Below are 25,120 nucleotides of genomic sequence, written 5' to 3'. Positions count from 1 at the left end.
CCCGCACCACCCAGCAGTGTGATCGCACCGGGGGCACGGCAGGCGCCATGCCGCATGCCGTGCCCCCGGTCGGGCATTTGACTCCACAGTCAACCGCGAGGAAGCCACGCCATGACCGTGCACTCCCAGGGAGCGATGACGGCCGCTCCACAGGACGCACCACACAAGCCCGCCGGACGGCCCGAGGAGACCGCGTCCCCGACCGGCCCCGGTCCCACGTCTCCTCGCGGGGGCAGAAAGCCGCTCCCCTCGGGGTGGCTGCCCTACCTGCTGGTCGCCCCGGCGGTGCTCGCCCTCGCGACACTGCTGCTGTACCCGCTGATCAAGAACGTGATCCTGTCCTTCCAGGACATCAACAAGATCGAGTTCATCCAGCGGAAGTACCCCTTCGCGGGATTCTCCAACTACACCCAGCTGATCGGTGACGCGGACTTCTGGACCGTGGTCGCCCGCAGCTTCGCCTTCACCGCGGCCAACGTCGCACTGATCATGGTGCTCGGCAGCCTCATCGGCATCCTGCTCAACCGGCTCGGCAAGAAGATGCGGCTGGTCCTGTCGATGGCGCTGGTGATGGCCTGGGCCATGCCGATCGTCGCCTCCGTGCAGGTCTTCAAGTGGTTGTTCGACGAGCAGTTCGGCGTCATGAACTGGGTGATGCGCAGCGCCGGCTTCGCCGGGTACGAACAGCACAACTGGATGCAGACCGGCCTGTCCACCCTGACGATCGTCACCGTCCTGGTGGTCTGGGGCTCCATCCCCTTCGTCGCCCTCAACATGTACGCCGGACTGACCACGGTCGGCGCCGAGCTGTACGAGGCCGCCCGGATGGACGGCGCCAACGGCTGGCAGACCTTCTGGAAGATCGTCTTCCCGAACCTCCGGCCGTTCTTCCTCATCACCACGTTCCTCGAAGTGATCTGGGTGTTCAAGGCCTTCACCCAGGTCTACGCGATGAACAAGGGCGGCCCCGACCGCGCCTCCGAGATCCTCCCGGTCTTCGCCTACGTCGAGGGCCAGAGCCAGGCCCACTACGGCCTCGCCGCCGCGATCTCCGTCCTGACGATCCTGATCCTCGTGGTCGTCATGTCCTTCTACTTCCGCCTGATCCTGAAGCAGGAGGAGGAGCAGTGAGCAGCCCCACCACCACCGCGCCCAAGCCCGCGCAGCAGCTCCGCAAGCGCCGACCGGTCCGCCCCGCCGCCGTGGTCAAGAACCTCGGCGCGCTCCTCCTCGCCCTGGTCTTCGTCTTCCCCGTGTACTGGATGTTCTCCTCGGCCCTCAAGCCGTCGAGCCAGATGCTCACGAAGGACCCGGTCTTCGTCTTCACCCCGACGCTCGACAACTTCACCAAGGCCACCGGGGTCTCCAACTTCTGGACGTACGTCACCAACAGCGTCCTGGTCACCGTCGGCGCCGTCGCGCTGGCCCTGCTCGTCGCCCTCGCCGCGAGCTTCGCCATCGCCCGGATGAGGTTCAAGGGCCGCAAGGGCCTCGTCCTCACGGTGATGATGGCCCAGATGGCCCCCTGGGAGGTCATGGTCATCGCGATGTACATGATCGCCCGCGACGGAGAGATGTTGAACAGCCTCCCGCTGCTCACCGCGATCTACTTCGTGATGATCCTCCCCTTCACCATCTGGACCCTGCGCGGCTTCATCGCCGCCGTCCCGGTGACCTTGGAGGAGGCGGCCCAGATCGACGGCTGCACCCGCGGCCAGGCCTTCCGCAAGGTGATCTTCCCGCTGCTGGCCCCCGGCCTGATGTCCACCTCGCTCTTCGGCTTCATCACGGCCTGGAACGAGTTCGCCATGGTCCTGATCCTGAACAAGGACAAGAGCGCGCAGACCCTGCCGCTGTGGCTGACCGAGTTCATGTCGGCCTTCGGCAACGACTGGGGCGCCACCATGGCCGCGTCCTCGCTCTTCGCGGTCCCGGTCCTGCTCATCTTCATCTTCCTCCAGCGCAAGGCCGTCGGCGGGATGACCGCCGGCGCCGTGAAGGGATAACGGCCGCCATGACTGTCCTTGCGCACCGCACCGATACGCTCACCCGCGACGCCCTCGCCGTCCTCCAGCCCGGCTTCGAGGGCACCACCGCCCCCGACTGGCTGCTCCGGCAGGTCGGCGAAGGCCTCACCGCCGTCGGCCTGTTCGGCCGCAACATCACCTCGCCCGAGCAGCTCGCCGCGCTGACCGCGCAGCTGCGTACCGAGCGCGACGACGTCCTGGTCGCCATCGACGAGGAGGGCGGCGACGTCACCCGCCTGGAGGTCCGGAGCGGCTCCTCCTTCCCCGGCAACCTGGCCCTCGGCGCCGTCGACGACACCGACCTGACCCGCGGCGTCGCCCGCGAGCTCGGCCGCCGGCTCGCCGAGTGCGGGGTCAACCTCAACTGGGCCCCGTCCGCCGACGTCAACTCCAACCCGGACAACCCGGTGATCGGCGTACGGTCCTTCGGCGCCGACACCCACCTCGCAGCCCGGCACACCGCCGCGTACGTCCAGGGCCTGCAAGCCGCCGGAGTGGCCGCCTGCACCAAGCACTTCCCGGGACACGGCGACACCAACGTCGACTCCCACCACGCCCTGCCGCGCATCGACGTGGACCTGGACACCCTCCAGGCCCGCGAACTCGTCCCCTTCAAGGCGGCGATCGAGGCCGGCACCAAGGCCGTGATGAGCGCGCACATCCTGGTGCCCGCCCTCGACCCGACCCGCCCGGCCACCCTCAGCCCGCAGATCCTGACCGGTCTGCTGCGGGGGGAGCTCGGCTACGAGGGCCTCATCGTCACCGACGGCATGGAGATGCACGCCATCGCCGGGACGTACGGGATCGAGCGCGGCTCGGTCCTGGCGATCGCGGCCGGCGCCGACGCCATCTGCGTCGGCGGCGGACTCGCCGACGAAGCCACCGTCCTGCGGCTGCGCGACGCGCTGGTCGCGGCCGTCCGCGAGGGGGCACTGCCCGAGGAGCGCCTCGCCGACGCCGCCACCCGCGTCCGCGCGCTCGCCGCATGGACCCGCGGAGCCCGGCCGGACGCGCGGCCGGAGGGGAACCGCGCGTCCGGCATCGGGCTGACGGCCGCCCGCCGCGCCGTGCTCGTCACCGGTTCGACCAAGCCGCTCACCGCGCCCTACGTCGCCACGCTCGCGCCCGTCGCGAACATCGCGGTGGGGGACGAGACCCCGTGGGGCTTGGCGGCGGAACTCGTCGAACTGCTCCCGGGCACCGAGGCGGGCGTCTTCCCCGAGGGCTCCGGCGCCGGGGACGTGTTGGCGGCCGCGGGGGACCGTACCGTCGTCGCGGTGGTCCGTGACGCGCACCGGCACCCCTGGATGACCGAGGCCCTCGACGCGCTGGTCGCGGCCCGACCGGACACGGTCGTGGTCGAGATGGGCCTGCCGCGCGCCCGGCCGCGCGGGGCCCTGCACATCGCCACGCACGGCGCCTCGCGGGTCTGCGGCCGCGCCGCCGCCGAGGTGATCGCGGGAGTCTGATCCCGCCACGTACCCCTGACCAGGGCGACAGCCCCCGCTCCGGACCACCTCCGGAGCGGGGGTTGTCAGGTGTCGGCCACGGGATCCTCTCCGGGGCGGGCGCCTCCGTACGGCGAAGGGCCGGACTCCCGTCGGGGAGTCCGGCCCTTCTGCCGTGCCCGTGCGGCTACAGGCCCTGCCAGGCGGGCTTGTCGGCGTAGGTGTGGCGGAAGTAGTCGGCCAGCTTCAGCTTCGAGGCGGCCGCCTCGTCCACGATCACCGTGGCGTGCCGGTGCAGTTGCAGCGCGGAGGCCGGAACCAACGCGGACAGCGGGCCCTCGACGGTCTGCGCGACGGCCTCCGCCTTGCCCTCGCCGGTGGCCAGGAGGATCAGGTGACGGGCGTCGAGGATGGTGCCGATGCCCTGGGTGATGACGTGGTGCGGCACCTGCTCCAGGTCGTTGTCGAAGAAGCGCGCGTTGTCCACGCGGGTCTGCTCCGTCAGCGTCTTGATCCGGGTGCGGGAAGCGAGCGAGGAGCAGGGCTCGTTGAAGCCGATGTGGCCGTCCGTGCCGATGCCCAGCAGCTGGAGGTCGACGCCACCGGCCTCGGCCAGGGCGCGGTCGTAGGCCTCGCACGCGCCGACGATGTCCTCGGCCGAACCGTCGGGTCCCATGAAGGAGGCCTCGGACAGACCCAGCGGCTCGACGACCTCGCGGAGCACGACCGCGCGGTAGGACTCGGGGTGCCCGGCCGGCAGGCCGACGTACTCGTCGAGCTGGCAGATCCGGGCCCGGGAGGCGTCGACCTGCCCGGCGCGGACCTTGGCCGCGAGGGCCTCGTAGATGGGCAGCGGGGTAGAGCCGGTCGCCACGCCGAGCAGGGCGTCGGGCTTGCGCCGCACCAGGGCGGCCATGGCCTCCGCGATGAGCTCGCCGCCTGCCTTGGCGTCCGGGACGATGACAACTTCCACGCGGGGCCTGCCGATCTGGAGTGGATGACGTGGGGTGGTATAGACCAATCTAGCAGAGGCCGCCGTCCGTGACAGGGCCTCGTCGTCATCCATGGTGGGCCGGATCCGGACGCCCGGCCTCCGGTGAGGTCGGGGGAACCTTCAACCGGTTGATTGCCCTGTCTGCAACTCCATGAGTGATTAGGGTGGTTTTGGTAGGTAAATCATGGTATATGCGATTGGAGTGGTCGTCATGGGAAGGCGCACCACCTACGCCTTCGAGACCTACAGGGCTGTCGCGGACGCCGGTCGCGCCGAGCTGCTCGCCGCGACCACCTTCCCGTTCCAGATCGAGGTGCGGTTCGTCGGCGGGCTGACGAGCGGCCAGCGGGACGTCTTCGCCGAGGCCGCCGAACGCTGGGCGAGGGTCATCGTCGGTGACCTGGAGACCGCGATCCTGCGCGACTTCACGGGCGACGTCGTCATCGACGACCTCTTGATCGATGCCGAGGGCGTCGTGATCGACGGGATCTTCGGCACGCTCGGCGAGGCGGGACCGATCCGCTTGCGGCGCGAGACGGCGGCCACCGGAGCGCGTCTGCCCGCCACGGGCATCATGCGGTTCGACAAGGCCGACCTGGGACGGATGGAGGACGACGGCTCACTGCTGGACGTCATCACGCACGAGATGGGCCATGTGCTGGGGATCGGGACCCTCTGGGACGCCTTCGGTCTGCTGAAGGACTTCCCCGGCCCCAACCCCACCTTCGTCGGCCCCGGCGCCATGAAGGAGTTCGGCACCCTCATCGGAGCCGGGCAGCCCACTCCCGTACCGGTCGCGAACGTCGGCGGCGCGGGCAGCGCCGGTGGCCACCGGCGGGAACGGGTCTTCGGCAACGAGCTGATGTCGCCCACCATCGGCGGCCCCGGCAACCCCTTGAGCAGGCTGACCGTGGCGAGCCTCGGGGGCCTCGGCTACCAGGTCGACCTCGACGCGGCGGAGCCCTACGCGCTCCCCGACCCCTTCGTCATCGCGATGGCCGGCGGCGGAGAGACCGCACCCCCGAGGGGTGTCATGCTCCCGACCGTCCCCAGCAGCGTCCCCGCCGACCGACCCTGACCGGTACTAGATCAGCGCCAGTTGCAGGCCGCCCGTCGCGTCCATGTGTTGGCCCGTCACCCAGCGGGAGTCGGGCGAGGCCAGGAAGGCCACCACGTCGGCGACCTCCTGGGCCGTGCCCACCCGGTGGAAGACGGAGCGGGCGGCCAGGTGGGCCCGGGTCGCCTCGTCCGCGAGGAGGCCGGCGTTCAGGTCGGTCTCCGTGATGCCGGGGCCGACCGAGTTCACGGTGATCCCGCGCGGAGCCAGCTCGGCGGCCAGCGACCGGGTCAGCGCGTTCGCCGCACCCTTGGCCATGACCGTGGCCAGGATGGCCGGCAGGGCGATCTCCGGGGTGCCGGTCACGTTCACGATCCGCCCCCCGTCCCGCAGGCGCTCCAGCCCGTACTTGATCACGAAGAACGGGGCCTTGGCGTTGAGCGCGTGCGCCCGGTCGTACATCTCCTCGTCGGTGTCCCCGATCCCCGCGAAGACCGCCGCCCCGGCGTTGTTCACCAGGATGTCCACGCCCTCGGTGTGGTCGGGATGGGCCGCGTACGCCGCCCAGAGGGCCCGCGCGTCGCCCGGGACGCCGAGCTCGGCGCCGATCGCGAAGGCCCGTCCACCGGCCGCCCCGATCGCCGCGACCGTCGCCTTCGCCGCCGCCTCGTCGCGTCCGTAGTGCACGGCGACGAGTGCCCCGTCCCGCGCCAGCCGCTCGGCCACGGCTCGTCCGATGCCCCGGCCGCCGCCCGTGACCAGTGCCGTCTTCCCCTTGAGCACGCCCATGACGCGCCCCCCTCCGGTAATCGCTAGTGGTCGCTACAGAAAGGAACGTATCAGATTCCCTAGCGCCCGCTATAGAATGTGGCCATGGTGACCGGACAGCGCGGCAGGCCCCGTTCCTTCGACCGCGACGCCGCCCTCGACAAGGCGATGCTCGCCTTCTGGGAGCGTGGCTACGAGGCGACCTCCATCGCCGACCTGACCGCCTCGCTCGGCATCGGCGCGCCCAGCCTCTACGCGGCCTTCGGTGACAAGCGCAAGCTCTTCGACGAGGTCGTGGCGGTCTACGGCTGCCGGTACGGGGACTTCGCGAGCGTGGCGCTCGCCGAGGAGCCCACCGCACGGGCGGCCGTCGCCCGCATCCTGCGCGAGGCCGCCGAGATCTACACCGACCCCGCCCACCCGCGGGGCTGCATGGTGATCAGCGCCGCGATCAACACCACCTCGGACGAGGTGGCACAGGCGCTCCGCGAGCGCCGCAACGCCAACCTGGTGATGTTCGAGAGCCGGATCCGGGCCGACATGGCCACGGGGGCGCTGCCGGCGGACACGGACGCGCGGGCGCTGGCCCGGTACGCCGGGGCGGTGCTGCAGGGGATGTCCCAGCAGTCGCGCGACGGCGCGAGCCGGGAAGAGCTGGAGGCGGTGGGGGAGCGGGCCCTGGCGGCCTGGCCCGCGGCCTGACCGGCCGGAGAAGTTCCTCTGGGCCACGGTGCAGGACGGGACCCTCGACCCGCCCGGCACCGTAGCCCGGAGTACTTACGGCCGACAGGTGTGCGGTTCCCGACGGCCGGTGGAGGTGCCTGCGCGGTCAGGGCAGAGCGCGCGGCTTACCTCGATCCGTCCTCCTGTGCGGGGAGGGCGGAAGTTCTGAAATCAATTGTGGACTAGACCATTCTGTTCTGTCCATCCAATGACGGGGCCTGGAAACCCGTCACTTCCTCCAACAGTACGCGGCCCGCGCCCCGCTTGGATACTCCTGAGTACCGCCGTGGGGAAAGTCATGGCACGTACCCGGGGTACGCTCGCAAGGTGCCCTCCATGAACGACCTCGTACGCCAGCACACCGCTCTCGGTGAAACCGACCTGGAGTGGCTCCACCTGCTGGTCTCGGAGTGGCAGCTGCTCTCCGACCTGTCCTTCGCCGACCTCGTCCTGTGGGTGCCCACCCTCGACGGGACGCGGTACGTCTCGGTCGCCCAGATGCGCCCGAACACCGGTCCCACCTCGTACCAGGACGACATGGTCGGCCACCTGGTGCCGCGCGGCCGCCGCCCGCTGCTGGACGCCGCGCTCGACGAGGGCCGGATCGTGCGCGAGGGCGACCCCGAGTGGCGCGAGGAGGTGCCGGTCCGCGTCGAGTCGATCCCCGTCCGCCGCGAGGGCCGGGTACTGGGAGTGATCGCGCGCAACACCAATCTGCTCACTGTGCGTACACCGAGCCGGCTGGAGCTGACCTACCTCCAGTCCGCCTCCGACCTCGCCCAGATGATCGCGGCCGGCTCCTTCCCGTTCCCCGGCCAGCAGGTCGACATGGACGCCTCCCCGCGGGTCGGGGACGGCCTGATCCGCCTCGACGCCGACGGTGTGGTCACCTACGCCTCTCCGAACGCGCTCTCCGCCTACCACCGTCTCGGCCTCGCCTCCGACCTCGTCGGCCAGCACCTGGGCAACATCACGGCCGAACTCGCCCCGTCCCGCGGACCGGTGGACGAGGCGCTGGTCAAGCTCGCGAGCGGCTGGGCCCCCCGGGAGACCGAGGTCGACGGCGACGGCGGGGTCATCCAGCTCCGCGCCATCCCGCTCAAGCCGAAGGGCACCCGGATCGGCTCCCTGGTGCTGTGCCGCGACGTCACGGAACTACGTCGTCGCGAACGTGAATTGATCACCAAGGACGCGACCATCCGGGAGATCCACCACCGGGTGAAGAACAACCTCCAGACCGTGGCCGCGCTCTTGCGGCTCCAGTCCCGCCGGATGGACTCGCCGCAGGGCCGCGAGGCGCTGAACGAGGCCGTGCGCCGTGTCGGATCGATCGCGATCGTGCACGAGACGCTGTCTCAGAACCTCGACGAGCGGGTCGAGTTCGACGAGATCGCCGACCGCGTCATCGCGATGGTCTCGGAGATCTCCCCGGGCAAGGTCGACTGCCGACGCACCGGCAGGTTCGGGATCCTGGACGCGGAGGTCGCCACCCCGCTGTCGATGGTGCTCACGGAGATCCTGCAGAACGCCCTGGAGCACGCCTTCACCCAGGGGGAGCGGGGCACCGTGGAGGTGGCCGCGATCCGCACCGGAACCGGTCGCACCGACGGCCGACTGTTGATCACCGTGCTCGACGACGGCAGCGGTCTGCCCGAGGGATTCGACCCCCAGCGGGCCGGCAATCTCGGGCTGCAGATCGTACGGACCCTCGTGGAGGGTGAGCTCGGCGGCACGTTCGACATGCTCCGGGCCGAGCCGCGCGGCACCAAGGTCGTCCTGGACATCCCCTCCAGCCCGCAGAAGTAGCACGGAGACAGCAGCGATGCCGTGACTCAACGTGACGGTCGGGCCGGCGCCCGGGCGCCGCTGCCGTCACCGGCCGTCACCCGGCATCCGGTCCCCGCGGACCGGGATCGGACCCCGAACAGCACTGAGCCCCGGACCGAATGATTCGGTCCGGGGCCCAAGAGCACGGTGCTGAGCGCTTGTTCGGTACTACGCGCTGCGCGTCGAGGCTCGAAAGTCGTTTGTCAGGCGCTGGCGTTGCGCGCCCGGTTGCGAGCGGCGCGGCGCTTCATGGCGCGGCGCTCGTCCTCGCTGAGACCGCCCCAGACACCGGAGTCCTGACCGGACTCGAGCGCCCACTGCAGGCACTGCTCCATGACGGGGCAACGGCGGCAGACGGCCTTGGCTTCCTCGATCTGCAGCAGCGCAGGACCGGTGTTGCCGATGGGGAAGAAGAGTTCCGGGTCTTCCTCACGACAAACGGCGTTGTGACGCCAGTCCATGGCTGCTCCATCTCCTTGTATTGCGAACAGGTTGCTTGTGAATGTGAACGCTTTCACGAATCCCCCCGTGAGGGAAGCGCGACCGCCCGGTTTCACGCGGGTGATCAATCAGAGATTCGTGGAGGGGTTCTGGCGGTCTGTGTGGGTGCCGGGTGTTGCGGGCTGTCCCGATCGCCATGAAGAGATTCGCAAACCTCGGACGGGGATACAACCCCTTCCGGAAAGTTTTTTTTGATTCGTCGGTGTCTACTAGGTCACAGCCCTACATCGTGAGGGTGGACCGGCGCGTAAACGTTCGAGTGAAAGGCCTCCGGGCCCTTCTACTCACACAATCACACGCAGTGCACGGCGTACGCCTGTGAACCGAACGCTGGTCCGCAGTCCGAGGTGATCGCCGTCCATCTGGAAGGGAAGCGGAACCTTCGAATGCAAGGTGAAGTCGGTCAGATCGTGCAGAGACACCGCGTGCTTGCCGTGTGGACCCCGCTCAGGAGTGGAGGTCAGGAGCTGTGTCGCGTACCGCGCGACCGCCGGAGTTGACAAACGGTCCAGTGCCAATACGTCAAGCGCAGTATCGAACGAGGCTTCGGGAGAGGCGTAAAGGGGACGATTCCCCAGATACGTCCACGGTGACGTATTGCACACTATCGACAGCACCAGGTCGGTCACCGGGTCCGCGCCGGGGCGCTCCAGCGTGACCGTGCCGTGATGCCGGTTCGGCTCCTCCCAGAACTGACGCATCAGCTGTCGCACATACAGAGCGTGCGTCGAACGCTTGCCGCGCTCGCGCTGCTGCTCCACCCGACCCACCACACCCGCGTCGAAGCCGAAGCCCGCGCAGAAGGTGAACCAGCGGGCCGGGACCGACTCGTCCTCCGTACCCGGGGTGCCGGCCGCGAGGCCCAGACCCACCGTCCGCTCGCGCTGCTCCCGCAGCGCGTCCAGCAGCGCGCCGGTCGCCTCGACCGCGTCGTTGGGCAGTCCCAGGGCGCGCGCGAACACATTGGTGGAGCCGCCGGGGACCACCGCCAGCCGCGGCAACCGCTCCGGATCGGGACCATTGTGCAGGAGCCCGTTGACCACTTCGTTGACCGTGCCGTCGCCGCCGAGGGCGACGACGAGGTCGAGCCCCTCGTGCGCGGCCTTGCGCCCCAGGTCCCGGGCGTGCCCGCGGTACTCGGTGGTGACCGCCTCCAGCTTCATCTCGCTGGCCAGGGCATGGGTCAGGACGTCGCGCGTGCGCGCACTGGTGGTGGTCGCTGCTGGGTTGGCCACGAGAAGTGCACGCATGAGCGCCAGACTACCCACCCCTTCGGACGCCGACCCTACTGCCCGTCCCCTCCGGGGTCCGGGCCGCGCCGCTACCCTGCTGGAGTGAGTAAGAAGCAGCCCGCGAATGCCCCCGCCCCCGCTCCCGCCGCCGATGTCCCGACCGCCGCGCTGCCCGGCCGGCTGACCGCGGCCGCCGCGCTCACCGCCCTGGAGGGCCTGGCCCTGGCCGGCCTCGGGCTCTACATGTTGTTCGTGGGGATCGCGGGCGACCCCGACTCCCCGCAGCAGGCCGAGACGGGTGGGATCACCCTGCTCGCGCTCGCCGCGCTGCCGCTGATCGCGGCCCGGGGGCTGCGCCTGGGCCGCCGCTGGAGCCGCGGCCCGGCCCTGATCACCCAGCTGATGGCGCTGCCGGTGGCCTGGACCCTCTACAGCACCGGCGGCGCGATGATCGCCGCCGCCGTGGCGCTGGCCGTGGCCGCGGTGGCCGTCGTGGCGCTCCTGGTCAATCCGACGGCGACCGAGGCTCTCGGTATCGGGCCCGGGGAACAGGCCCGATAACCGGTCGTCCGGTTCTTCCCGCGCTCGCCTACTCCTCGACGAGGAGCTTGTCGCGCAGCTGGGCCAGGGTGCGGGCCAGCAGTCGGGAGACGTGCATCTGGGAGATGCCGACCTCCTGGGCGATCTGTGACTGGGTCATGTTGCCGAAGAAGCGAAGCAGCAGGATCCGCTTCTCCCGTGGCGGCAGACCCTCCAGCAGCGGCTTGAGGGACTCGCGGTACTCGACGCCCTCCAGGGCCTCGTCCTCCGCGCCCAGCGTGTCCGCGACCGCCGGCGACTCGTCGTCGGTGTCCGGGACGTCCAGGGAGAGCGTGCTGTAGGCATTGGCCGATTCCAGCCCCTCCAGCACCTCCTCCTCGGAGATCCCCAGCCGCTCGGCCAGTTCGTGCACCGTCGGGGAGCGGCCGTGCTGCTGGGACAGTTCGGCCGTGGCCGTCGTCAGCGAGAGCCGCAGCTCCTGCAGACGACGCGGTACCCGCACCGCCCAGCCCTTGTCCCGGAAGTGGCGCTTGATCTCGCCGACCACCGTGGGCGTGGCGTACGTGGAGAACTCGACCCCGCGGTCCGGGTCGAACCGGTCCACCGACTTGATCAGGCCGATCGTCGCGACCTGGGTGAGGTCGTCGAGCGGCTCACCGCGGTTGCGGAAGCGCCGCGCCAGGTGTTCCACCAGCGGCAGGTGCATCCGTACCAGGCGGTTGCGCAGCTCGGCCTTCTCCACCGACCCGTCGGGCAGCGCCCGCAGCTCGATGAACAGGGCCCGAGCGCCGCTGCGGTCGCGCGGATCCGGCAACGCCGGGGTCGCGGCGAACACCGGCACCGGCACCACCACGGGGGCCGCGGCCTCGGCCTCGGCTCCCGTCGTGGTCGGCTGGGGTGGTTGTGGTTGTTCCTGCTGGTTCTCGCTCATAGGGCCCGCCCGTCGCTCCGCCGAGTCCAAAAAGCCGTCTTCCGCATCCGCGTCAGCCGGGTGCGGCCGGGCGTGCTGCTGCTCCGGGATGCCGCCGTCGACCTCGTGCCGTACCCGGGGCCGATCCCCGCCCCGCACCGGGATCTCCCCGCCGCTCACGCCGGGCCTGGTCCCGCGCCGCGCTGTTTGTAGAGGCTGATGCTCACCGTCTTGTTCTCCTCGACCGTGGCCTCGACCTTGCCGGCCAGCGCCGACAGGACCGTCCACGCGAACGTGTCACGCTCCGGTGCGCGCCCGTCGGTGGTCGGCGCCGAGACGGTCACCTCCAGCGAATCGTCGATCAGCCGGAACACGCAACTGAGGACGGAGCCCGGCACGGCCTGCTGGAGCAGGATCGCGCAGGCCTCGTCCACCGCGATGCGGAGGTCCTCGATCTCGTCGAGGGTGAAGTCCAAACGTGCCGCGAGGCCGGCCGTGGCCGTCCGCAGCACCGACAGGTAGGCACCCGCAGCGGGCAGCCGGACTTCCACGAAGTCCTGAGTCCCGGGCTCGCCTGCGATCTGGGACACCCTCACCTCCAAGGTGGTACGAGCTCTGTTCGCCGGTGACGCTATCGCGATCCGGGCGATCGTGTCGCGGCACCCCTCTTGGTGCCCGCTTCGAGCACCCCGCCTGCGAGCCAGTGACTGATGGTAAGCCCATGGGTACGCACAGTGGCTAGGGGTCTGCGGGGCCCAAATCAGGGGAACCGGCGGAGGGTTGAACTACCCCGCTTCAGACGATCGAACCGTCGACAAAACACCATCGCCAGGTCTCACCCGGTTCGAAGCTCCGCATCACCGGATGCCCCGTCTCCTGGTGGTGCGCCGTGGCGTGCCGGTGGGGCGAGGAATCACAGCAGGCCACCTGCCCGCACACCAGGCACATCCGCAGCTGCACGGGGTGACTGCCGAGGGCCAGACACTCGGGGCAGGTGTGGTCCGAGGGCACCGGTTCGGGACGCGGCAGTTCGGCAACGTGGGTGCACTCGCTCATCGCATTCTCCTTGTACCGGAACCGCGGCCTTCGGTCTCGGGACGAACCGCGCGCACGGGCCGGAGCCGCGATGCGGCGGAGTGTCGTTGCGTCACGCTTTGACCGGAGCTCGATCTCGTACAGAATACGTTCCCGCCGTGCGAGTCCTGGGGATCTCCTCGGCCAAGCCCGCGCGTTCGGGGCGAGCGGCCGACGATTGAGGTGGATCTTCGATGGAGGTATTGCCGCTGGTGGCGCTGATCGCCGGCAGTGCGGCGGTCGCCGGGCTGGCGCGCCGGACCCCGGTGCCCGCGCCCCTGCTGCTGGTCGCCGCCGGCCTGCTGGCCGGGTACGTGCCGGGGGTGCCCGCGTACGCCCTCGACCCGCACATCGTGCTGCCGCTGCTGCTCCCGCCGCTGCTGTACACGGCCGCCGTGGACAGCTCGTACCTGGACCTGCGCGCGAACGTCCGGCCCATCGCGATGCTCTCGGTGGGCTACGTGCTCTTCGCGACGCTCGTCGTCGGGTACGCGGCGTACGCGCTGGTGCCGGGGCTCTCCGTGCCGGTGGCGCTGGTGCTGGGCGCGGTGATCGCCCCGCCGGACGCGGTCGCCGCCACCGCGATCGCCCGCAAGCTCAAGCTGCCGAACCGGATCACGACCATCCTGCAGGGTGAGTCCCTGGTCAACGACGCGACCGCGATCACCGCCTACAAGGTGGCGCTGGCCGCCGCCGTCGGGGTGAGCGCCGGCTGGGCGGGCGGGATCGCGGAATTCCTGTTGGCCTCGGTGGGCGGCATCGGCGTGGGCCTGCTGCTGATGGTGCCGATCCACCATCTGCGCACGCGACTGAAGGAGCCCCTGCTCCAGAACACCCTGTCGCTGCTGATCCCCTTCGTGGCGTACGCGGCCGCCGAGCGGGTGCACGCCTCCGGGGTGCTCGCGGTGGTCGTGGTCGCGCTCTACCTCGGGCACCGGAACTGGCAGGTCGACTTCGCCACCCGGCTCCAGGAGGAGGCGGTGTGGAAGGTGGTCGCCTTCGTGCTGGAGTCCGTGGTCTTCGCGCTGATCGGGCTCCAGCTCCCGGTGGTCCTCAAGGGGCTCGGCGAGTACGACGGCCTGCACGCGGCCTGGTACGCGATCGCCGTGTTCCTCGCGGTGGTGGTGGCCCGGTTCCTGTGGGTCTTCCCGGCGACCTTCGTGCCCCGCTGGATGTCGCCACGGATCCGGGACCGGGAGCCGGAGACCGACTGGAAGGCCCCGGTGATCGTGGGGTGGGCCGGGATGCGCGGCGTGGTCTCGCTGGCCATCGCCTTCTCCGTGCCGATGTCGGTGCCGCACCGGAATCTGATCCTGTTCCTGACCTTCACCACGGTCATCGGGACGCTGGTGGTGCAGGGGCTGACGCTGCCGCCGCTGATCCGGGCACTGAAGCTGCCGCCGAAGGACGTGCAGGCCGAGACCCTGGCGGAGGCGCAGGCGCAGAGCGAGGCCTCGCGGGCGGCCGAGGAGCGGCTGGCCGAGCTGCTGGAGGAGCCGGAGAACAGCACGCTGCCGCCGCCGCTGGCGGACCGGCTGCGGACGGTCATGGAGCGCCGGCGCAACGCGGTGTGGGAACGGCTGGGCGAGGTCAATCCGGAGACGGGGGAGTCGGCGGACGACATCTACCGGCGGCTCGCGCGGGAGATGATCGCGGCCGAGCGGGAGGTCTTCGTGACCCTGCGGGACCAGCGGCGGATCGACGACGAGATGCTGCGGGCGCTGCTGCGCCGGTTGGACCTGGAGGAGGCCGCGGCCTACCGCGAGGAGGGCTGAGCGAGGGCGGGCGCGGTCACGGACGGCCGGTGACGACGGCGGCGAGGGTCGTGCCGCGCGGGAAGGCGCCGGACGCGGTGAGCTCGGCCAGGGCCCAGAGCAGCTTGGCCACGTAGATCCGCTCCACCGGCAGGCCGTGACGGGCGCCGAAGTCGGCGGCGAAGGCCTCCAGCTCGGCCGGGACCCGGGCGTAGCCGCCGTGGTGGAAGTCCTCGGCCAGGGTCCAGTCGCCGGCCGGGCCCCCGAAGGCGGCCGCCTGGAGGGAACGTATCTCCGCGGCCAGGAAGCCGCCCGCCAGGACCGGAACCCCGAGCGCCCGCTGCCCGGTGTCCAGCCCGGCCGCGAGGCCCGCCAGCGTCCCGCCCGTACCGCAGGCCACCGCCACCACATCGGCGGCGCCGCGCAGTTCCCGGCCGAGCTCGGCGCAGCCACCCAGGGCGAGGGCGTTGCTGCCGCCCTCGGGGACGACGTACGCGCCGCCCGCGCCCGCCTCGTCCACCAGCCGGGCGAGTTCCCGGGGCTCGGCCTTGCGGCGGTACCGCGACCGGGACACGAAGTGCAGCCGCATCCCGTCGGCGACGCACCGGGCGAGGGAGTCGTTCAGGGGCCGTCCGGCGAGCTCGTCCCCACGGACGATCCCGACCGTCGCCAGCCCGAGCGACCGCCCGGCGGCGGCGGTGGCCCGCAGGTGGTTCGAGTAGGCCCCGCCGAAGGTGACGAGCTGCTCGTGACCGCCCGCCACGGCCGCCCGAAGATTGGGCGCGAGCTTGCGCCACTTGTTGCCGGGCAGCTCCGGATGGACGAGGTCGTCCCGCTTCAGCAGGAGCCGTACGCCGCGCTCCGCGAACCGCTCGTCATGGACCTCCAGCAACGGCGACGGCGGTCGCGGCCGAAGGAGCACGTCGACGTTCACGGGCGGTTTCACCCGTCCATTGTGATCCGCCCCCACCCGCGCTGCCGCACGCCGGGTCCGACCCGCGCGTCCGACCCGCGCGCCCGCCACTTCTCGGAGCGTCGCCGCGCTCCGTACCTCGGCTGACCACGTACCGGCTGTGGCGGGGCGCGGCCGGGGTGGGAGCGGTGCCCGGGAGGTTCTTCACGTGTCGTGGGTCATCAGTGATGATGGAACGTCAGATCCGTTGAACATGGGGGAATTCATGGGCAGCAGTGATGCGATTCCGTTCGGTGTGGTGGGGCTCGTGGTCATCGTCCTGGCCTATTTCATTCCCACCGCGGTCGCGTTCGGGCGAGGGGTGCCCAACAAGGGGTCCGTCCTCGTGGTCAACCTGTTCCTGGGCTGGTCCGTCGTGGGGTGGGTGATCGCGCTGGCCATGGCCGCGCGCAGCAGGTAGCGGTGCTCCGTCGTCGTCCCCGGCGTGGTGCCGGGGACGACGGCCCGGGGAGGGGCCCGGAGCCGCCGGCCGTGGGGCCGGCTACTTCAGGCGCTCGCCGATGCGGGCGCGCATGGCGTCCATCGTGAAGCCCCTGGGGTCGACCTTGCCCGGCTGCCACTCGCGATGGCCGATCACCGAGCGTTCCGTCCAGCGGTGGAACCGGCAGATCGCCGCCGAGGCGCGGGCGATGGCGTCGAGCTGGACCGCCGGCCAGGGGTCCGCGCCGTCGCCCAGGTTCTCGCACTCGAAGCCGTAGAAGTAGCGGTTGCCGTCGGTGTCCGTCTCGTTGTCCAGCGGCAGCCGCTTCTCGGCGATCACCGCGGCCAGTACGTCGGAGTCGCCCGCGCCCGCGTGGTTGGCGCGGCCGTAGCCCACGAGGTGGACCCGCCCGTCCTTGGCGATCACGCCGTGGCAGAGCGGGCCGGGCAGGGCGCTGTGGCCCTCCCGGCAGAGCTCGACGGTGTACGCGGTGCCCCGGGTGACGGTGTGGTGGATCATCACCCCGTGCACCGGCCCCCAGGGGCCCTTGTGGTTGCGGTTGTGGGTGCGCCAGGCGCCGACCTCGACGACGGTCAGGCCTTCGTTGCGCAGTGCGTTGATGAAACGGTCCGCGGACATGGGTGCGGCCATGGCCGCCTCCTTCGTTGCGGTGCGCGATGGACACCCTGTGTGTCCGTATCGTCACCCTCAGATTTAGCGGAGGCGTCCCTTCCACGGCTAGTGCATTCGTACGGTGAGCGAGCCGATCCGGCCAACCATCAGGCCGATGCGAGCCACAGGTCCGGGCCGAAGACCTCGTAGTGGATGTCCGCGGCCGGCAGCCCCTTGGCGATCAACTGCTCGCGCACCGACCGCATGAAGGGGAGCGGACCGCACAGGTAGGCCCGGGTGCCCGGGGCGAGGGGGACGGTCGCCAGGTCCATGCGGCCCTCGCCGTCGCCCGGCTCCGCCGCCTCCTCGTACCAGAACCGGGCCGAGGCGTCGGCCAGTTTGTGGGTCAGTGCCCGGTGGTCGCCCCGCAGCGGGTGATCGGCGGGGGAGCGGTCGGCGTGCAGCACGGTCACCGGGGCGGCGTGCCCGGTCTCGGCCAGGTGTTCCAGCATCGAGAGCATCGGGGTGCAGCCGATGCCGGCCGAGGCGAGCAGCACCGGGGCGACCGGGTCCGTCAGGACCAGGTCGCCGTACGGGGCCGAGATCCGCAGGGTGTCGCCGGTGCGGATCCGGGCGTGCAGGTGGTTGGAGACCTCGCCGTCGGGGCCCGCGCCGGCCGGGCCGTGCACCCGCTTGACGGTGATCGCGCGCACCGCGGAACCGGGGGAGGTGATGAGGCTGTACTGGCGGATCTGGCGGGCCCCGTCCGGGAGCTCGACCTGGACCGAGACGTACTGGCCGGGCCGGTGGGCGGGTGCGGGGGCGCCGTCCGCGGGGGCGATCCGGAAGGTGGCGCAGTCCGCCGTCTCCTCCGCCCGGCCGGTGACGGTCCACTCGCGCCACACGTCGCCGGCGACCACCCGCTGTTCGGCGTAGAGCCGTTCCTCCAGGGTGATCAGGGCGTTCGCCATCAGCCAGTAGACCTCGTCCCAGGCCTGGGCGACCTCGGGGGTGACGGCCTCGCCGAGGACCTCGGCGATCGCCGCGAAGAGGTGCTCGTGGACGACCGTGTACTGCGCGCGGGTGACGCCGAGGCTGGCGTGCTTGTGGGCGATGCGGCCGAGCATCACGTCGGGGCGGGTGTCCGGGTGGGCGAGCAGGTGGGTCGCGAAGGCGGCGACGGAGCCCGCGAGGGCCTGCTGCTGGAGGCCGGAGCGCTGGTTGCCCCGGTTGAAGAGGTCGCGGATCAGTGCCGGGTGGGCCGCGAAGAGCTTGGTGTAGAAGAGCTCGGCTATGTCGCCGATCGCCGCCCCGACGGCGGGCAGGGTGGCTCGTACGGTCGCGCTCGACTTCTCGGACAGCATGCGGAACTCCTCGCGTGGTGCTCGTGACTGTGTGAATTTGCATCTAAGATGCGTATTTTTGATCGCAGAGGACCGCCGGAAGGCGGACTTCTGTTCGGACTGCCGTCGGGGTGCGGCGGTTCTCGGTCGGCCCCGGGGTCAGGGGCCCCCGGGCCCCCCGACCCCGGTCGGCGCCCTGCTCGAAATGCCGAGCAGGAGCGGCCCCGTGGGGGATGCCACCAGGTCGTTCACCGTGAGCGGGTCCAGTGCGGCGTAGAAGGCCTCCTGGGCCCTGCGCAGTGCGCCGCGCAGGACGCAGGCGCCGCGCAGCGGGCAGGGTGTGGCACCCTCGCACTCCACGACGTCGCCCTCACCCTCCAGTTCGCGCACCACCTTGCCGACCGGCGCGGCGCGTCCGGCGGCGGTCAGGGCGAGCCCGCCGCCACGACCGCGCCGGGCCTCGACCAGGCCGAGGTGCTGCAGCCTGGCGACCACTTTGGCGGTGTGCGTGTAGGGGACCTCCATGGTCGCCGCCACGTCACGGGTGGTCGGGAGGTCCGTCTCCTCGACGGCCAGACGCATCAGGACGCGCAGGGCCAGGTCGGTGAATCGGGTCAGCCGCATGGGGACACCGTAGGGAAACTTGCATATCCGATGCAAGTTAGACCCCTCGGGGTGTGCGTCGGCCTCGCGCGCATGGCCGAAACCGATGGGGTGCATGGGGCTGGGGTGACCCATGAGGGGGGTGGGTGACCCCAAAGGGTGCCCCGCACCCACACGGAGTAGTCCCACCCTTTTGTGTAATGGTCCCACCACGTTCCGTACTGAAAGGCTGCTCCCGCAGATCCATGGAGTGATCGAAAGGGAAAGACATGTCGGTCCAGGCAGGTTCCGAGTCCGAGGCCCAGACACCGCAGCGCAGTCTTGGGACGACGGCCGCACGGAACTTGGCAACCACGACCAAGTCCGCGCCGCAGATGCAGGAGATCACCTCGCGGTGGCTCCTGAAGATGCTGCCGTGGGTGTCGGTGCAGGGCGGCACGTACCGGGTCAACCGCAGGCTCAGCTACTCGGTCGGCAACGGCGTCGTGGAGTTCATCAAGACCGGCACCCAGGTCCAGGTGATCCCGGCCGAGCTCGGCGAGCTCCCGCTGCTGCGCGACTACGAGGACCTCGACGTCCTCGGTGAACTCGCCCAGCGGTGCCGGCAGATCGACTTCGAACCCGGCCAGGAGCTCACCTCCTTCGGCAGCCCCGCCGACCAGGTCTTCCTGCTCGCCCACGGTCGCATCGACCAGATCGGCCCCGGCCCCTACGGGGAGGACGCCGTCCTGGCGACCGTCGCCGACGGCGCGTACTTCGGCGACGACTCCCTCGCCGATGAAGAATCGATTTGGGAGTACACCGCCCGCGCCGCCACCTCCGGCACCGCGCTCACCCTCTCCCGCCAGGACTTCCAGCTCCTCGCCGACCGCGTCGACTCGCTGCGCGAGCACGTCGAGGACGTACGGACCCGACCCGACCGGGAGACCAACCGCTACGGCGAGGCCGCGATCGAGCTCTCCGCCGGACACCAGGGCGAGGCAGTCCTCCCCGGCACCTTCGTGGACTACGAGGCCCGCCCGCGCGAGTACGAACTCTCCATCGCGCAAACGGTCCTGCGGGTCCACAGCCGCGTCGCCGACCTCTACAACCACCCGATGAACCAGACCGAGCAGCAGTTGCGGCTCACGGTCGAGGCGCTGCGCGAGCGCCAGGAGCACGAGATGCTCAACAACCGCGACTTCGGCCTGCTCCACAACGCCGACTACGACCAGCGCATCCAGCCGCACGACGGCGCGCCCGGCCCCGACGACATGGACCAGCTGCTCAGCATGCGGCGCGGCTCCAAGCTGTTCCTGGCGCACCCCAAGGCGATCGCCGCCTTCGGCCGCGAGTGCAACAAGCGCGGGATCTACCCGGAGTCGGTGGACATCGGCGGCAACCGGGTGCCGGCCTGGCGCGGGGTGCCGATCTTCCCCAGCAACAAGATCCCGATCAGCGACGCCCGCACCACGTCCATCCTGTGCATGCGCACCGGCGAGGACGAGCAGGGCGTGATCGGCCTCCACCAGCCGGGCATCCCGGACGAGATCGAGCCGAGCCTGTCGGTCCGTTTCATGGGCATCAGCGAGCAGGCGATCATCTCCTACCTGGTCACCGCCTACTTCTCCGCGGCGGTGCTGGTTCCGGACGCGCTCGGCGTGCTGGAGAACGTCGAGATCGGACGCTGGCGCTGACCGCCGTGAACGCCATCGCGACCGGTGAGGGCCAGGACGCCGCGGCCCTGCTGGAACGGACGAGGGAAGCGGTCGACCCGCAGCTGCGCCGCACGGTCGAGAGCCTGCCGGGTCAGATGCGGCGCGTGGCGATGTACCACTTCGGCTGGGAGTGCGAGGACGGCAGCCCCGCCGCGGGCGGGGCCGGGAAGGCCATCCGGCCGGCCCTGGTGCTGGCCGCGGCCCAGGCCCTGCGCGGTCCGGGGACCGGCCCGGTCGAGGAGGCCGTACGGGCGGCGGCGGCCGTGGAGCTGGCGCACAACTTCACGCTGCTGCACGACGACATCATCGACAAGGACGTCCGGCGGCGCGGCCGGCCCACGGCCTGGACCGTCTTCGGGACAGCGGACGCCATCATCACCGGCGACGCGATGATGGCGCTCGCGCTGCGGCTGCAGGCGGAGGATCCGCATCCGGCCGCCGCGGCGGCCTCGGCACGCCTGGCTGCCTGCATCATCGAGCTGTGCGCGGGGCAGCAGGCGGACTGCGCCTTCGAGCAACGCCAGGAGGTCTCCCTGGAGGAGTGCCTGGCCATGGCCACGGCCAAGACCGGGGCGCTCCTGGGCTGCGCCTGCGCGCTGGGCGCCCTGTACGCGGGGGCCGGCCCGGACGAGGTCGACGCCATGGACGCCTTCGGGCGGGAGGCCGGCCTGGCCTTCCAGCTGATCGACGACCTGATCGGCATCTGGGGGGACCCGGGGCACACCGGCAAGCCCGCCGGGGCCGACCTGATCGCCCGCAAGAAGTCCCTCCCGGTCGTGGCCGCCCTCACCTCGGGCACCGCGGCCGGGAAGGAGCTGGCCGAGCTGTACGCCGGCCCCATGACCGGGGACGACGTACGCCGGGCGGCCGACGCGGTGGACCGGGCCGGCGGGCGCGACTGGGCGCAGGCACAGGCCGCCGACCGGATGGGACGCGCGGTCCAGCAGCTGTCCCGGGCCGTACCGGACCTCGGGGCGGCGGGCGGGCTGTTGGCGCTCGCGGAGTTCGTGACGCGCCGTACGAGGTGAGCCCGAGGGGGGGGCGACGCGAGGGGAAGGGGTTCGAGGCCCGTTCCGGTACCGCACGGTGCCGGAACGGGCCTTACCGCATTCCTGTGCCAACTCTAGGATCACTCGCGGTTGTTGAGAGACGAGTGAAGGGTGTGACCAGTGGCACTGGAGATACGTCAGGCGGATCGGTCGGACCGGGACGCGGTGGCACGGCTGCTCGACGAGGCCTTCCGCACCGACCCGGTGAGCAGCTGGGTCTTCCCGGACCCGGAGCACCGGGCCGCGGTGCACGAGAAGTTCCTGGGCGTCTTCGTGGACGTGGCGCTGGAGGAAGGCCGGATCGACTATGCCGCCGACGGCTCGGCGGCGGCGCTGTGGCTGCGGATCCCGGCGGGTGAACCGGAGGGGGAGGACGAGGTCCCGGCCAGGATGCGGGCCGTGGCGGACCCGGACAACGAGCGGTGCGAGCTGGTCGGGCGCCTCACGGGCGCGGTGCACCCGACGGCCGAGGAGCACGAGTACCTGCTGATGATCGCGGTCGCACCGGGCCGGCAGGGGCAGGGGCTCGGCGGCGAGCTGATCGCGCCGGTGCTGGAGCGCTGCGACCGCGAGGGCGTGCCGGCGTACCTGGAGGCGAGCAGCGAGCGCAGCAGGGGCTTGTACGAACGGCTCGGCTGGGAGTTCACGGGAGAGGCGGTGCGGCTTCCGGACGGGCCCCTGATGTGGCCGATGTGGCGCAAGCCGCGCGCCTGAGGGTCGCGCGAGGCGCTTCGGGGGCGGGGTCCTTCCGGGAGGCGGGGCCCTTCCGGAAGGCGAGGCGGGGCGCGAGGGCTTGCGTAACCACTGCAGGCGAAGTACTTTACTCGACGTGCCCCGGTGCGGTGGCACTGCCCAGTGGAAGAGAATCGCTTGCGCAAGCTCACGTACTTCATCGCCACCTCCGTCGACGGGTTCATCGGTGCCCCGAACGGCGACGGCGATTTCTTCTACAGCCACGTCGACGCCGAGTTCCTCGGACACCTCGTGGCCGAATATCCCGAGACCATCTCGGCCCCGGGGCGCGCACAGCTCGGCATCGCCGACGCCGCACCCCGGCGCTTCGACGCGGTGATCATGGGCCGCAACACCTACGAGCCGGGCCTGAAGCAGGGCGTGACCAGCCCCTACGGCCACCTGCCCGAGCAGTACGTCGTCTCGCGCTCCCTCGCCACCCCGCCGGACCCCCAGGTCCGGCTGATCAGCGGCGACCTCACGGCTCAGGTCCGGGAGCTGAAGGCCCGGGACGGTCTCGGCATCTGGCTCTGCGGCGGAGCGGACCTCGCCACCCAGCTGATCGACGAGATCGACGAGATCATCGTCAAGACCTACCCGGTCTTCGCGGGTACCGGTATGCCGATGTCCCGCGCCGGCTTCGACGTGCGCCTCCTGGAGCTCACCGGGGTCAAGGCCTTCGGCGGCGGCCAGATCATCAGCACGTACGCCGTCCGCGAGGGCTGACCCGCCGAACGCACGGAACCGGCCTACCGTGGAGGTATGGCCGGTGAACAGCAGCACCACACGCACGAGACGGTGGCCCCGCAGGCCGGGCACGAACAGCGGACGTGCCCGGCGTGCGGACGCCACGTCGACACAGTGGTCAGGCGGCGCAAGTCCCTCGGGATCTTCATTCCGGTGTGGGGTCGGGGTCCCTGCCGGAACCCCGACTGCCGTGACTACACGGACCCCGAGGAGAGGTGACTCAGCCCTTGGTGGCGAGATCCTTCGCGCCCAGGCCCGAGGCGAAGCCGTTGGCCCAGAGCTGGTTGACGCGCGAGCGCTCGGCGGAGTTCGGGTTGGCGTTCGTGCACGACGTGCCCGGGCCGCCACCCGACATCAGCTCGCTGCACGGGCCCGAGTAGTGGTCCGGCAGACCGAGCACGTGGCCAGTCTCGTGCGCCGTCACCCGGGTGGAGTTGTACTGCTGGTTCTGCCGGTAGTCCAGGAAGATGTAACCCCGGCCGTGCCCGTCCGTGCTCGCGTACGAGCCACGTGAGTCGTTGCCCTCACGGTACGAGAAGTTCCCGCCCGAGGACACCTCCTGCAGCTTGACGTTGGACACCGAGCTGTTCCAGATCTGCGTGGAGCGGGCTATCTGGGTGCGGAAGCTGGGGGCACTGCGGGTGTTGTACGTGACGGTCACGGCCAGAACGCCGGGGTTGGCGGCGCGCTGCTCGGCGACCGAGCGCTGAACGGCCTCGAAGAAGGCCGCGTTGGCGGCCTCGTTCTCCGGCGAACGCTCGTACGCGGCGTAGCTCACGGCGTTTCCGACGGGAGCGGGCGCGGCGGTGGCGGTGGGGACGACACCAAGGGTGGCGGCGAGGCCGAGGCCGACGGTCGTGGCCAGCATGGCCTTACGGGAGTGGCGCATGTGGGGGAGCTCCTACTCGTCCGGTGCGGTGGGGGGTGGTCTTTCGAACCGGAGTCTGCGGGAGCCCACGTGCCCGGCGGATGATGTCACTCCCCGATAGCCCGGACCTATCGGCAAGATTTCGGCAGCCCAACTAGCGTGAGAATGGCGGGATTCGGGGGGCTATCGGTGGCTGGTGCGGTCCACCGGGACCGGCCTACCCTCAGGTCATGGAGCTTGAGGTCAGGCATCTGCGCGCACTGTGCGCCATCGCCGACGCCGGAAGCCTGCACAAGGCCGCCCGGCAACTCGGCGTGAGCCAGCCCTCCCTGACGACCCAGTTGCGCCGCATCGAGCGGGCCCTCGACGGCGAGCTGTTCCTGCGTGAGCGGACCGGCTGCCGCCCCACGCCCTTCGGCCGGACCGTCCTGGGCCGGGCCCGCCCGCTCCTCGCCGAGATGGCCGCGCTGGTCGCGGAGGCCCGCGAACTGGCCCACGCCTCGCGGCTGCGCATCGGCTCGACCGCCAGCAGCGCGCTGCCGGGCTGGCTGCGGCGGATCCACCGGCGACTACCGGACACCGAGACCTCGCTGGTCGTGGACGTCTCCGCCAACGCGCTGCTCCGGATGGTCGCCGCGGGACAGCTGGACGTGGCGTTCGTGCACGAGGTGGAGGGCAGCCCGCTACGGGTGCCGCCCGGACTGCAGGTGCGCGTGCTCATGGAACGGGAACCGCAGTTCGTGTCGATGTCCCGGGACCATCCGGCCGCCGGGCAGGCGGTCGTCTCCTTACGGGACCTGGCCGCCGACCGCTGGATGGTCGACCCCTCGGTCGACGGCGAGTGGGACGGCCTGCGCCGGGTCTTCGCCGGAGCCGGACTCGACCCGCCGGTGCTGCACGCCGACTACCACACGGCCGCCTCGTTGATCATCTCCGGTGAGGCGGTCGCCCCCTGCCAGCCGACCTCCGGGCCGCGCGAGGACATGGCGATCCGGCCGCTCTGCGGGGACCCGCTCGCCGTACGCCTGCTGCTGGCCACCCGACCCGGCGCGCACGCTGAGGTCTACGAGGACCTGCGCGCCGCCTACCGCGAGGCCGCCCTGCGGACGCCCCCGTACCGGGCCTGGCTGCACCACCACGCCAGCCCCCTGCTGGAGGTGGCGTAGCCTCACGCGGCAAGGCACCCCCAGGGGGCGGCTTCCGGATCGGGACCATGGTGA

26 protein-coding genes are annotated in these 25,120 nt (G+C 71.0%); 14 read left to right on the top strand and 12 right to left on the bottom strand.

From position 1 onward, the window contains the following. Positions 1-111: 111 nt before the first annotated feature. The 3 genes from ACWG52_RS13035 to ACWG52_RS13025 are packed head-to-tail and all read left to right on the top strand — an operon-like array spanning position 112 to position 3,496. Positions 112-1,131, top strand: a complete 1,020-nt coding sequence (locus ACWG52_RS13035; protein ID WP_389805911.1) for a carbohydrate ABC transporter permease — start codon at positions 112-114, stop codon at positions 1,129-1,131. Next, complete coding sequence (locus tag ACWG52_RS13030; RefSeq protein WP_078909183.1) at positions 1,128-2,006, top strand: carbohydrate ABC transporter permease; 879 nt, start codon at positions 1,128-1,130, stop codon at positions 2,004-2,006. Before ACWG52_RS13035 ends, ACWG52_RS13030 begins: the two co-directional genes overlap by 4 nt. 8 nt (positions 2,007-2,014) lie before the next feature. Continuing rightward, positions 2,015-3,496: a glycoside hydrolase family 3 protein gene (locus ACWG52_RS13025; protein ID WP_390137891.1), complete on the top strand. Its 1,482-nt coding sequence runs from the start codon at positions 2,015-2,017 to the stop codon at positions 3,494-3,496. A 166-nt stretch (positions 3,497-3,662) separates the two neighbouring features. Here ACWG52_RS13025 and nagB read toward each other — a convergent pair whose 3' ends face one another. Further along, a complete protein-coding gene (gene nagB / locus ACWG52_RS13020; protein ID WP_390166230.1) occupies positions 3,663-4,448 on the bottom strand; it encodes a glucosamine-6-phosphate deaminase in 786 nt (261 codons plus the stop codon). 232 nt (positions 4,449-4,680) lie between these two features. On the opposite strand from nagB, the gene ACWG52_RS13015 reads away from it, so the two are divergent. Continuing rightward, complete coding sequence (locus ACWG52_RS13015) at positions 4,681-5,547, top strand: leishmanolysin-related zinc metalloendopeptidase (protein ID WP_453128739.1); 867 nt, start codon at positions 4,681-4,683, stop codon at positions 5,545-5,547. Positions 5,548-5,553: 6 nt separating this feature from the next. Here the strand turns inward: ACWG52_RS13015 and ACWG52_RS13010 are convergent, their stop codons facing one another. After that, positions 5,554-6,315, bottom strand: a complete 762-nt coding sequence (locus ACWG52_RS13010; RefSeq protein ID WP_389805905.1) for an SDR family oxidoreductase — start codon at positions 6,313-6,315, stop codon at positions 5,554-5,556. Between the two features lie 84 nt (positions 6,316-6,399). Between ACWG52_RS13010 and ACWG52_RS13005 the strand changes: the two genes are divergently transcribed. Beyond that, entirely contained in the window at positions 6,400-6,996 is a 597-nt protein-coding gene (locus tag ACWG52_RS13005; protein WP_390137897.1) for a TetR/AcrR family transcriptional regulator, read from the top strand. Between the two features lie 357 nt (positions 6,997-7,353). Next, positions 7,354-8,823 carry a sensor histidine kinase gene (locus tag ACWG52_RS13000; RefSeq protein ID WP_390137899.1) on the top strand — a complete coding sequence of 490 codons (1,470 nt, stop codon included), beginning with the start codon at positions 7,354-7,356 and terminating at the stop codon, positions 8,821-8,823. A gap of 224 nt (positions 8,824-9,047) precedes the next feature. Here the strand turns inward: ACWG52_RS13000 and ACWG52_RS12995 are convergent, their stop codons facing one another. Both ACWG52_RS12995 and ACWG52_RS12990 read right to left on the bottom strand, forming a co-directional pair. Continuing rightward, positions 9,048-9,305, bottom strand: coding sequence for a WhiB family transcriptional regulator (locus ACWG52_RS12995; protein WP_003953983.1), 258 nt, complete (start codon positions 9,303-9,305; stop codon positions 9,048-9,050). Between the two features lie 324 nt (positions 9,306-9,629). Further along, positions 9,630-10,595 carry a diacylglycerol/lipid kinase family protein gene (locus ACWG52_RS12990; protein ID WP_033219071.1) on the bottom strand — a complete coding sequence of 322 codons (966 nt, stop codon included), beginning with the start codon at positions 10,593-10,595 and terminating at the stop codon, positions 9,630-9,632. 84 nt (positions 10,596-10,679) lie between these two features. Here ACWG52_RS12990 and ACWG52_RS12985 point away from each other — a divergent pair, with 84 nt between their 5' ends. Then, on the top strand, positions 10,680-11,138 hold the full coding sequence (locus ACWG52_RS12985) for a hypothetical protein (protein WP_030711589.1): 459 nt from the start codon (positions 10,680-10,682) through the stop codon (positions 11,136-11,138). A gap of 28 nt (positions 11,139-11,166) precedes the next feature. Here ACWG52_RS12985 and ACWG52_RS12980 read toward each other — a convergent pair whose 3' ends face one another. From ACWG52_RS12980 to ACWG52_RS12970, 3 genes are all read right to left on the bottom strand, one after another. Further along, on the bottom strand, positions 11,167-12,207 hold the full coding sequence (locus ACWG52_RS12980; protein ID WP_030711586.1) for an RNA polymerase sigma factor SigF: 1,041 nt from the start codon (positions 12,205-12,207) through the stop codon (positions 11,167-11,169). After that, positions 12,204-12,617, bottom strand: coding sequence for an ATP-binding protein (locus ACWG52_RS12975; RefSeq protein ID WP_033218654.1), 414 nt, complete (start codon positions 12,615-12,617; stop codon positions 12,204-12,206). Before ACWG52_RS12975 ends, ACWG52_RS12980 begins: the two co-directional genes overlap by 4 nt. 205 nt (positions 12,618-12,822) lie before the next feature. Beyond that, positions 12,823-13,083: a UBP-type zinc finger domain-containing protein gene (locus tag ACWG52_RS12970; protein ID WP_033218655.1), complete on the bottom strand. Its 261-nt coding sequence runs from the start codon at positions 13,081-13,083 to the stop codon at positions 12,823-12,825. Positions 13,084-13,295: 212 nt separating this feature from the next. Between ACWG52_RS12970 and ACWG52_RS12965 the strand changes: the two genes are divergently transcribed. Continuing rightward, positions 13,296-14,876, top strand: a complete 1,581-nt coding sequence (locus ACWG52_RS12965) for a Na+/H+ antiporter (RefSeq protein WP_390137901.1) — start codon at positions 13,296-13,298, stop codon at positions 14,874-14,876. Positions 14,877-14,892: 16 nt separating this feature from the next. On the opposite strand, the gene ACWG52_RS12960 is transcribed toward ACWG52_RS12965, so the two are convergent. Continuing rightward, the gene (locus ACWG52_RS12960) at positions 14,893-15,801 is read right to left on the bottom strand and encodes a 1-aminocyclopropane-1-carboxylate deaminase/D-cysteine desulfhydrase (RefSeq protein ID WP_390137903.1); all 909 of its coding nucleotides are present in this window, start codon (positions 15,799-15,801) and stop codon (positions 14,893-14,895) included. 232 nt (positions 15,802-16,033) lie between these two features. On the opposite strand from ACWG52_RS12960, the gene ACWG52_RS12955 reads away from it, so the two are divergent. Continuing rightward, entirely contained in the window at positions 16,034-16,228 is a 195-nt protein-coding gene (locus ACWG52_RS12955; RefSeq protein WP_389805895.1) for a superinfection immunity protein, read from the top strand. A gap of 81 nt (positions 16,229-16,309) precedes the next feature. On the opposite strand, the gene ACWG52_RS12950 is transcribed toward ACWG52_RS12955, so the two are convergent. From ACWG52_RS12950 to ACWG52_RS12940, 3 genes are all read right to left on the bottom strand, one after another. Then, on the bottom strand, positions 16,310-16,900 hold the full coding sequence (locus ACWG52_RS12950) for an N-acetylmuramoyl-L-alanine amidase (RefSeq protein WP_390166236.1): 591 nt from the start codon (positions 16,898-16,900) through the stop codon (positions 16,310-16,312). 128 nt (positions 16,901-17,028) lie between these two features. Then, positions 17,029-18,225, bottom strand: a complete 1,197-nt coding sequence (locus ACWG52_RS12945) for a globin domain-containing protein (RefSeq protein ID WP_390137907.1) — start codon at positions 18,223-18,225, stop codon at positions 17,029-17,031. A 138-nt stretch (positions 18,226-18,363) separates the two neighbouring features. After that, a complete protein-coding gene (locus ACWG52_RS12940) occupies positions 18,364-18,828 on the bottom strand; it encodes an RrF2 family transcriptional regulator (protein WP_390137909.1) in 465 nt (154 codons plus the stop codon). A gap of 248 nt (positions 18,829-19,076) precedes the next feature. Between ACWG52_RS12940 and ACWG52_RS12935 the strand changes: the two genes are divergently transcribed. The 4 genes from ACWG52_RS12935 (at position 19,077) to ACWG52_RS12920 (ending at position 23,011) form a co-directional block, all read left to right on the top strand. Next, positions 19,077-20,483, top strand: a complete 1,407-nt coding sequence (locus ACWG52_RS12935) for a family 2B encapsulin nanocompartment shell protein (protein ID WP_453128733.1) — start codon at positions 19,077-19,079, stop codon at positions 20,481-20,483. Beyond that, positions 20,480-21,532 (top strand): family 2 encapsulin nanocompartment cargo protein polyprenyl transferase, encoded by a 1,053-nt coding sequence (locus ACWG52_RS12930; RefSeq protein ID WP_390166390.1) that lies wholly within the window; start codon positions 20,480-20,482, stop codon positions 21,530-21,532. Before ACWG52_RS12935 ends, ACWG52_RS12930 begins: the two co-directional genes overlap by 4 nt. Before the next feature lie 141 nt (positions 21,533-21,673). Beyond that, complete coding sequence (locus ACWG52_RS12925; RefSeq protein ID WP_390137913.1) at positions 21,674-22,267, top strand: GNAT family N-acetyltransferase; 594 nt, start codon at positions 21,674-21,676, stop codon at positions 22,265-22,267. A 156-nt stretch (positions 22,268-22,423) separates the two neighbouring features. Then, complete coding sequence (locus tag ACWG52_RS12920) at positions 22,424-23,011, top strand: dihydrofolate reductase family protein (RefSeq protein WP_390137915.1); 588 nt, start codon at positions 22,424-22,426, stop codon at positions 23,009-23,011. A gap of 241 nt (positions 23,012-23,252) precedes the next feature. Here ACWG52_RS12920 and snpA read toward each other — a convergent pair whose 3' ends face one another. After that, on the bottom strand, positions 23,253-23,921 hold the full coding sequence (gene snpA, locus ACWG52_RS12915) for a snapalysin (RefSeq protein ID WP_375939537.1): 669 nt from the start codon (positions 23,919-23,921) through the stop codon (positions 23,253-23,255). A 209-nt stretch (positions 23,922-24,130) separates the two neighbouring features. Here snpA and ACWG52_RS12910 point away from each other — a divergent pair, with 209 nt between their 5' ends. Continuing rightward, complete coding sequence (locus ACWG52_RS12910; RefSeq protein WP_030711543.1) at positions 24,131-25,066, top strand: LysR family transcriptional regulator; 936 nt, start codon at positions 24,131-24,133, stop codon at positions 25,064-25,066. Positions 25,067-25,120 lie beyond the last annotated feature (54 nt).

The sequence above is a fragment of the Streptomyces sp. CLCI03 genome (genome assembly GCF_053615355.1).
The sequence above is the reverse complement of the archived record's forward strand: the minus strand, read 5'-3'. Positions and strand labels throughout refer to the sequence as shown.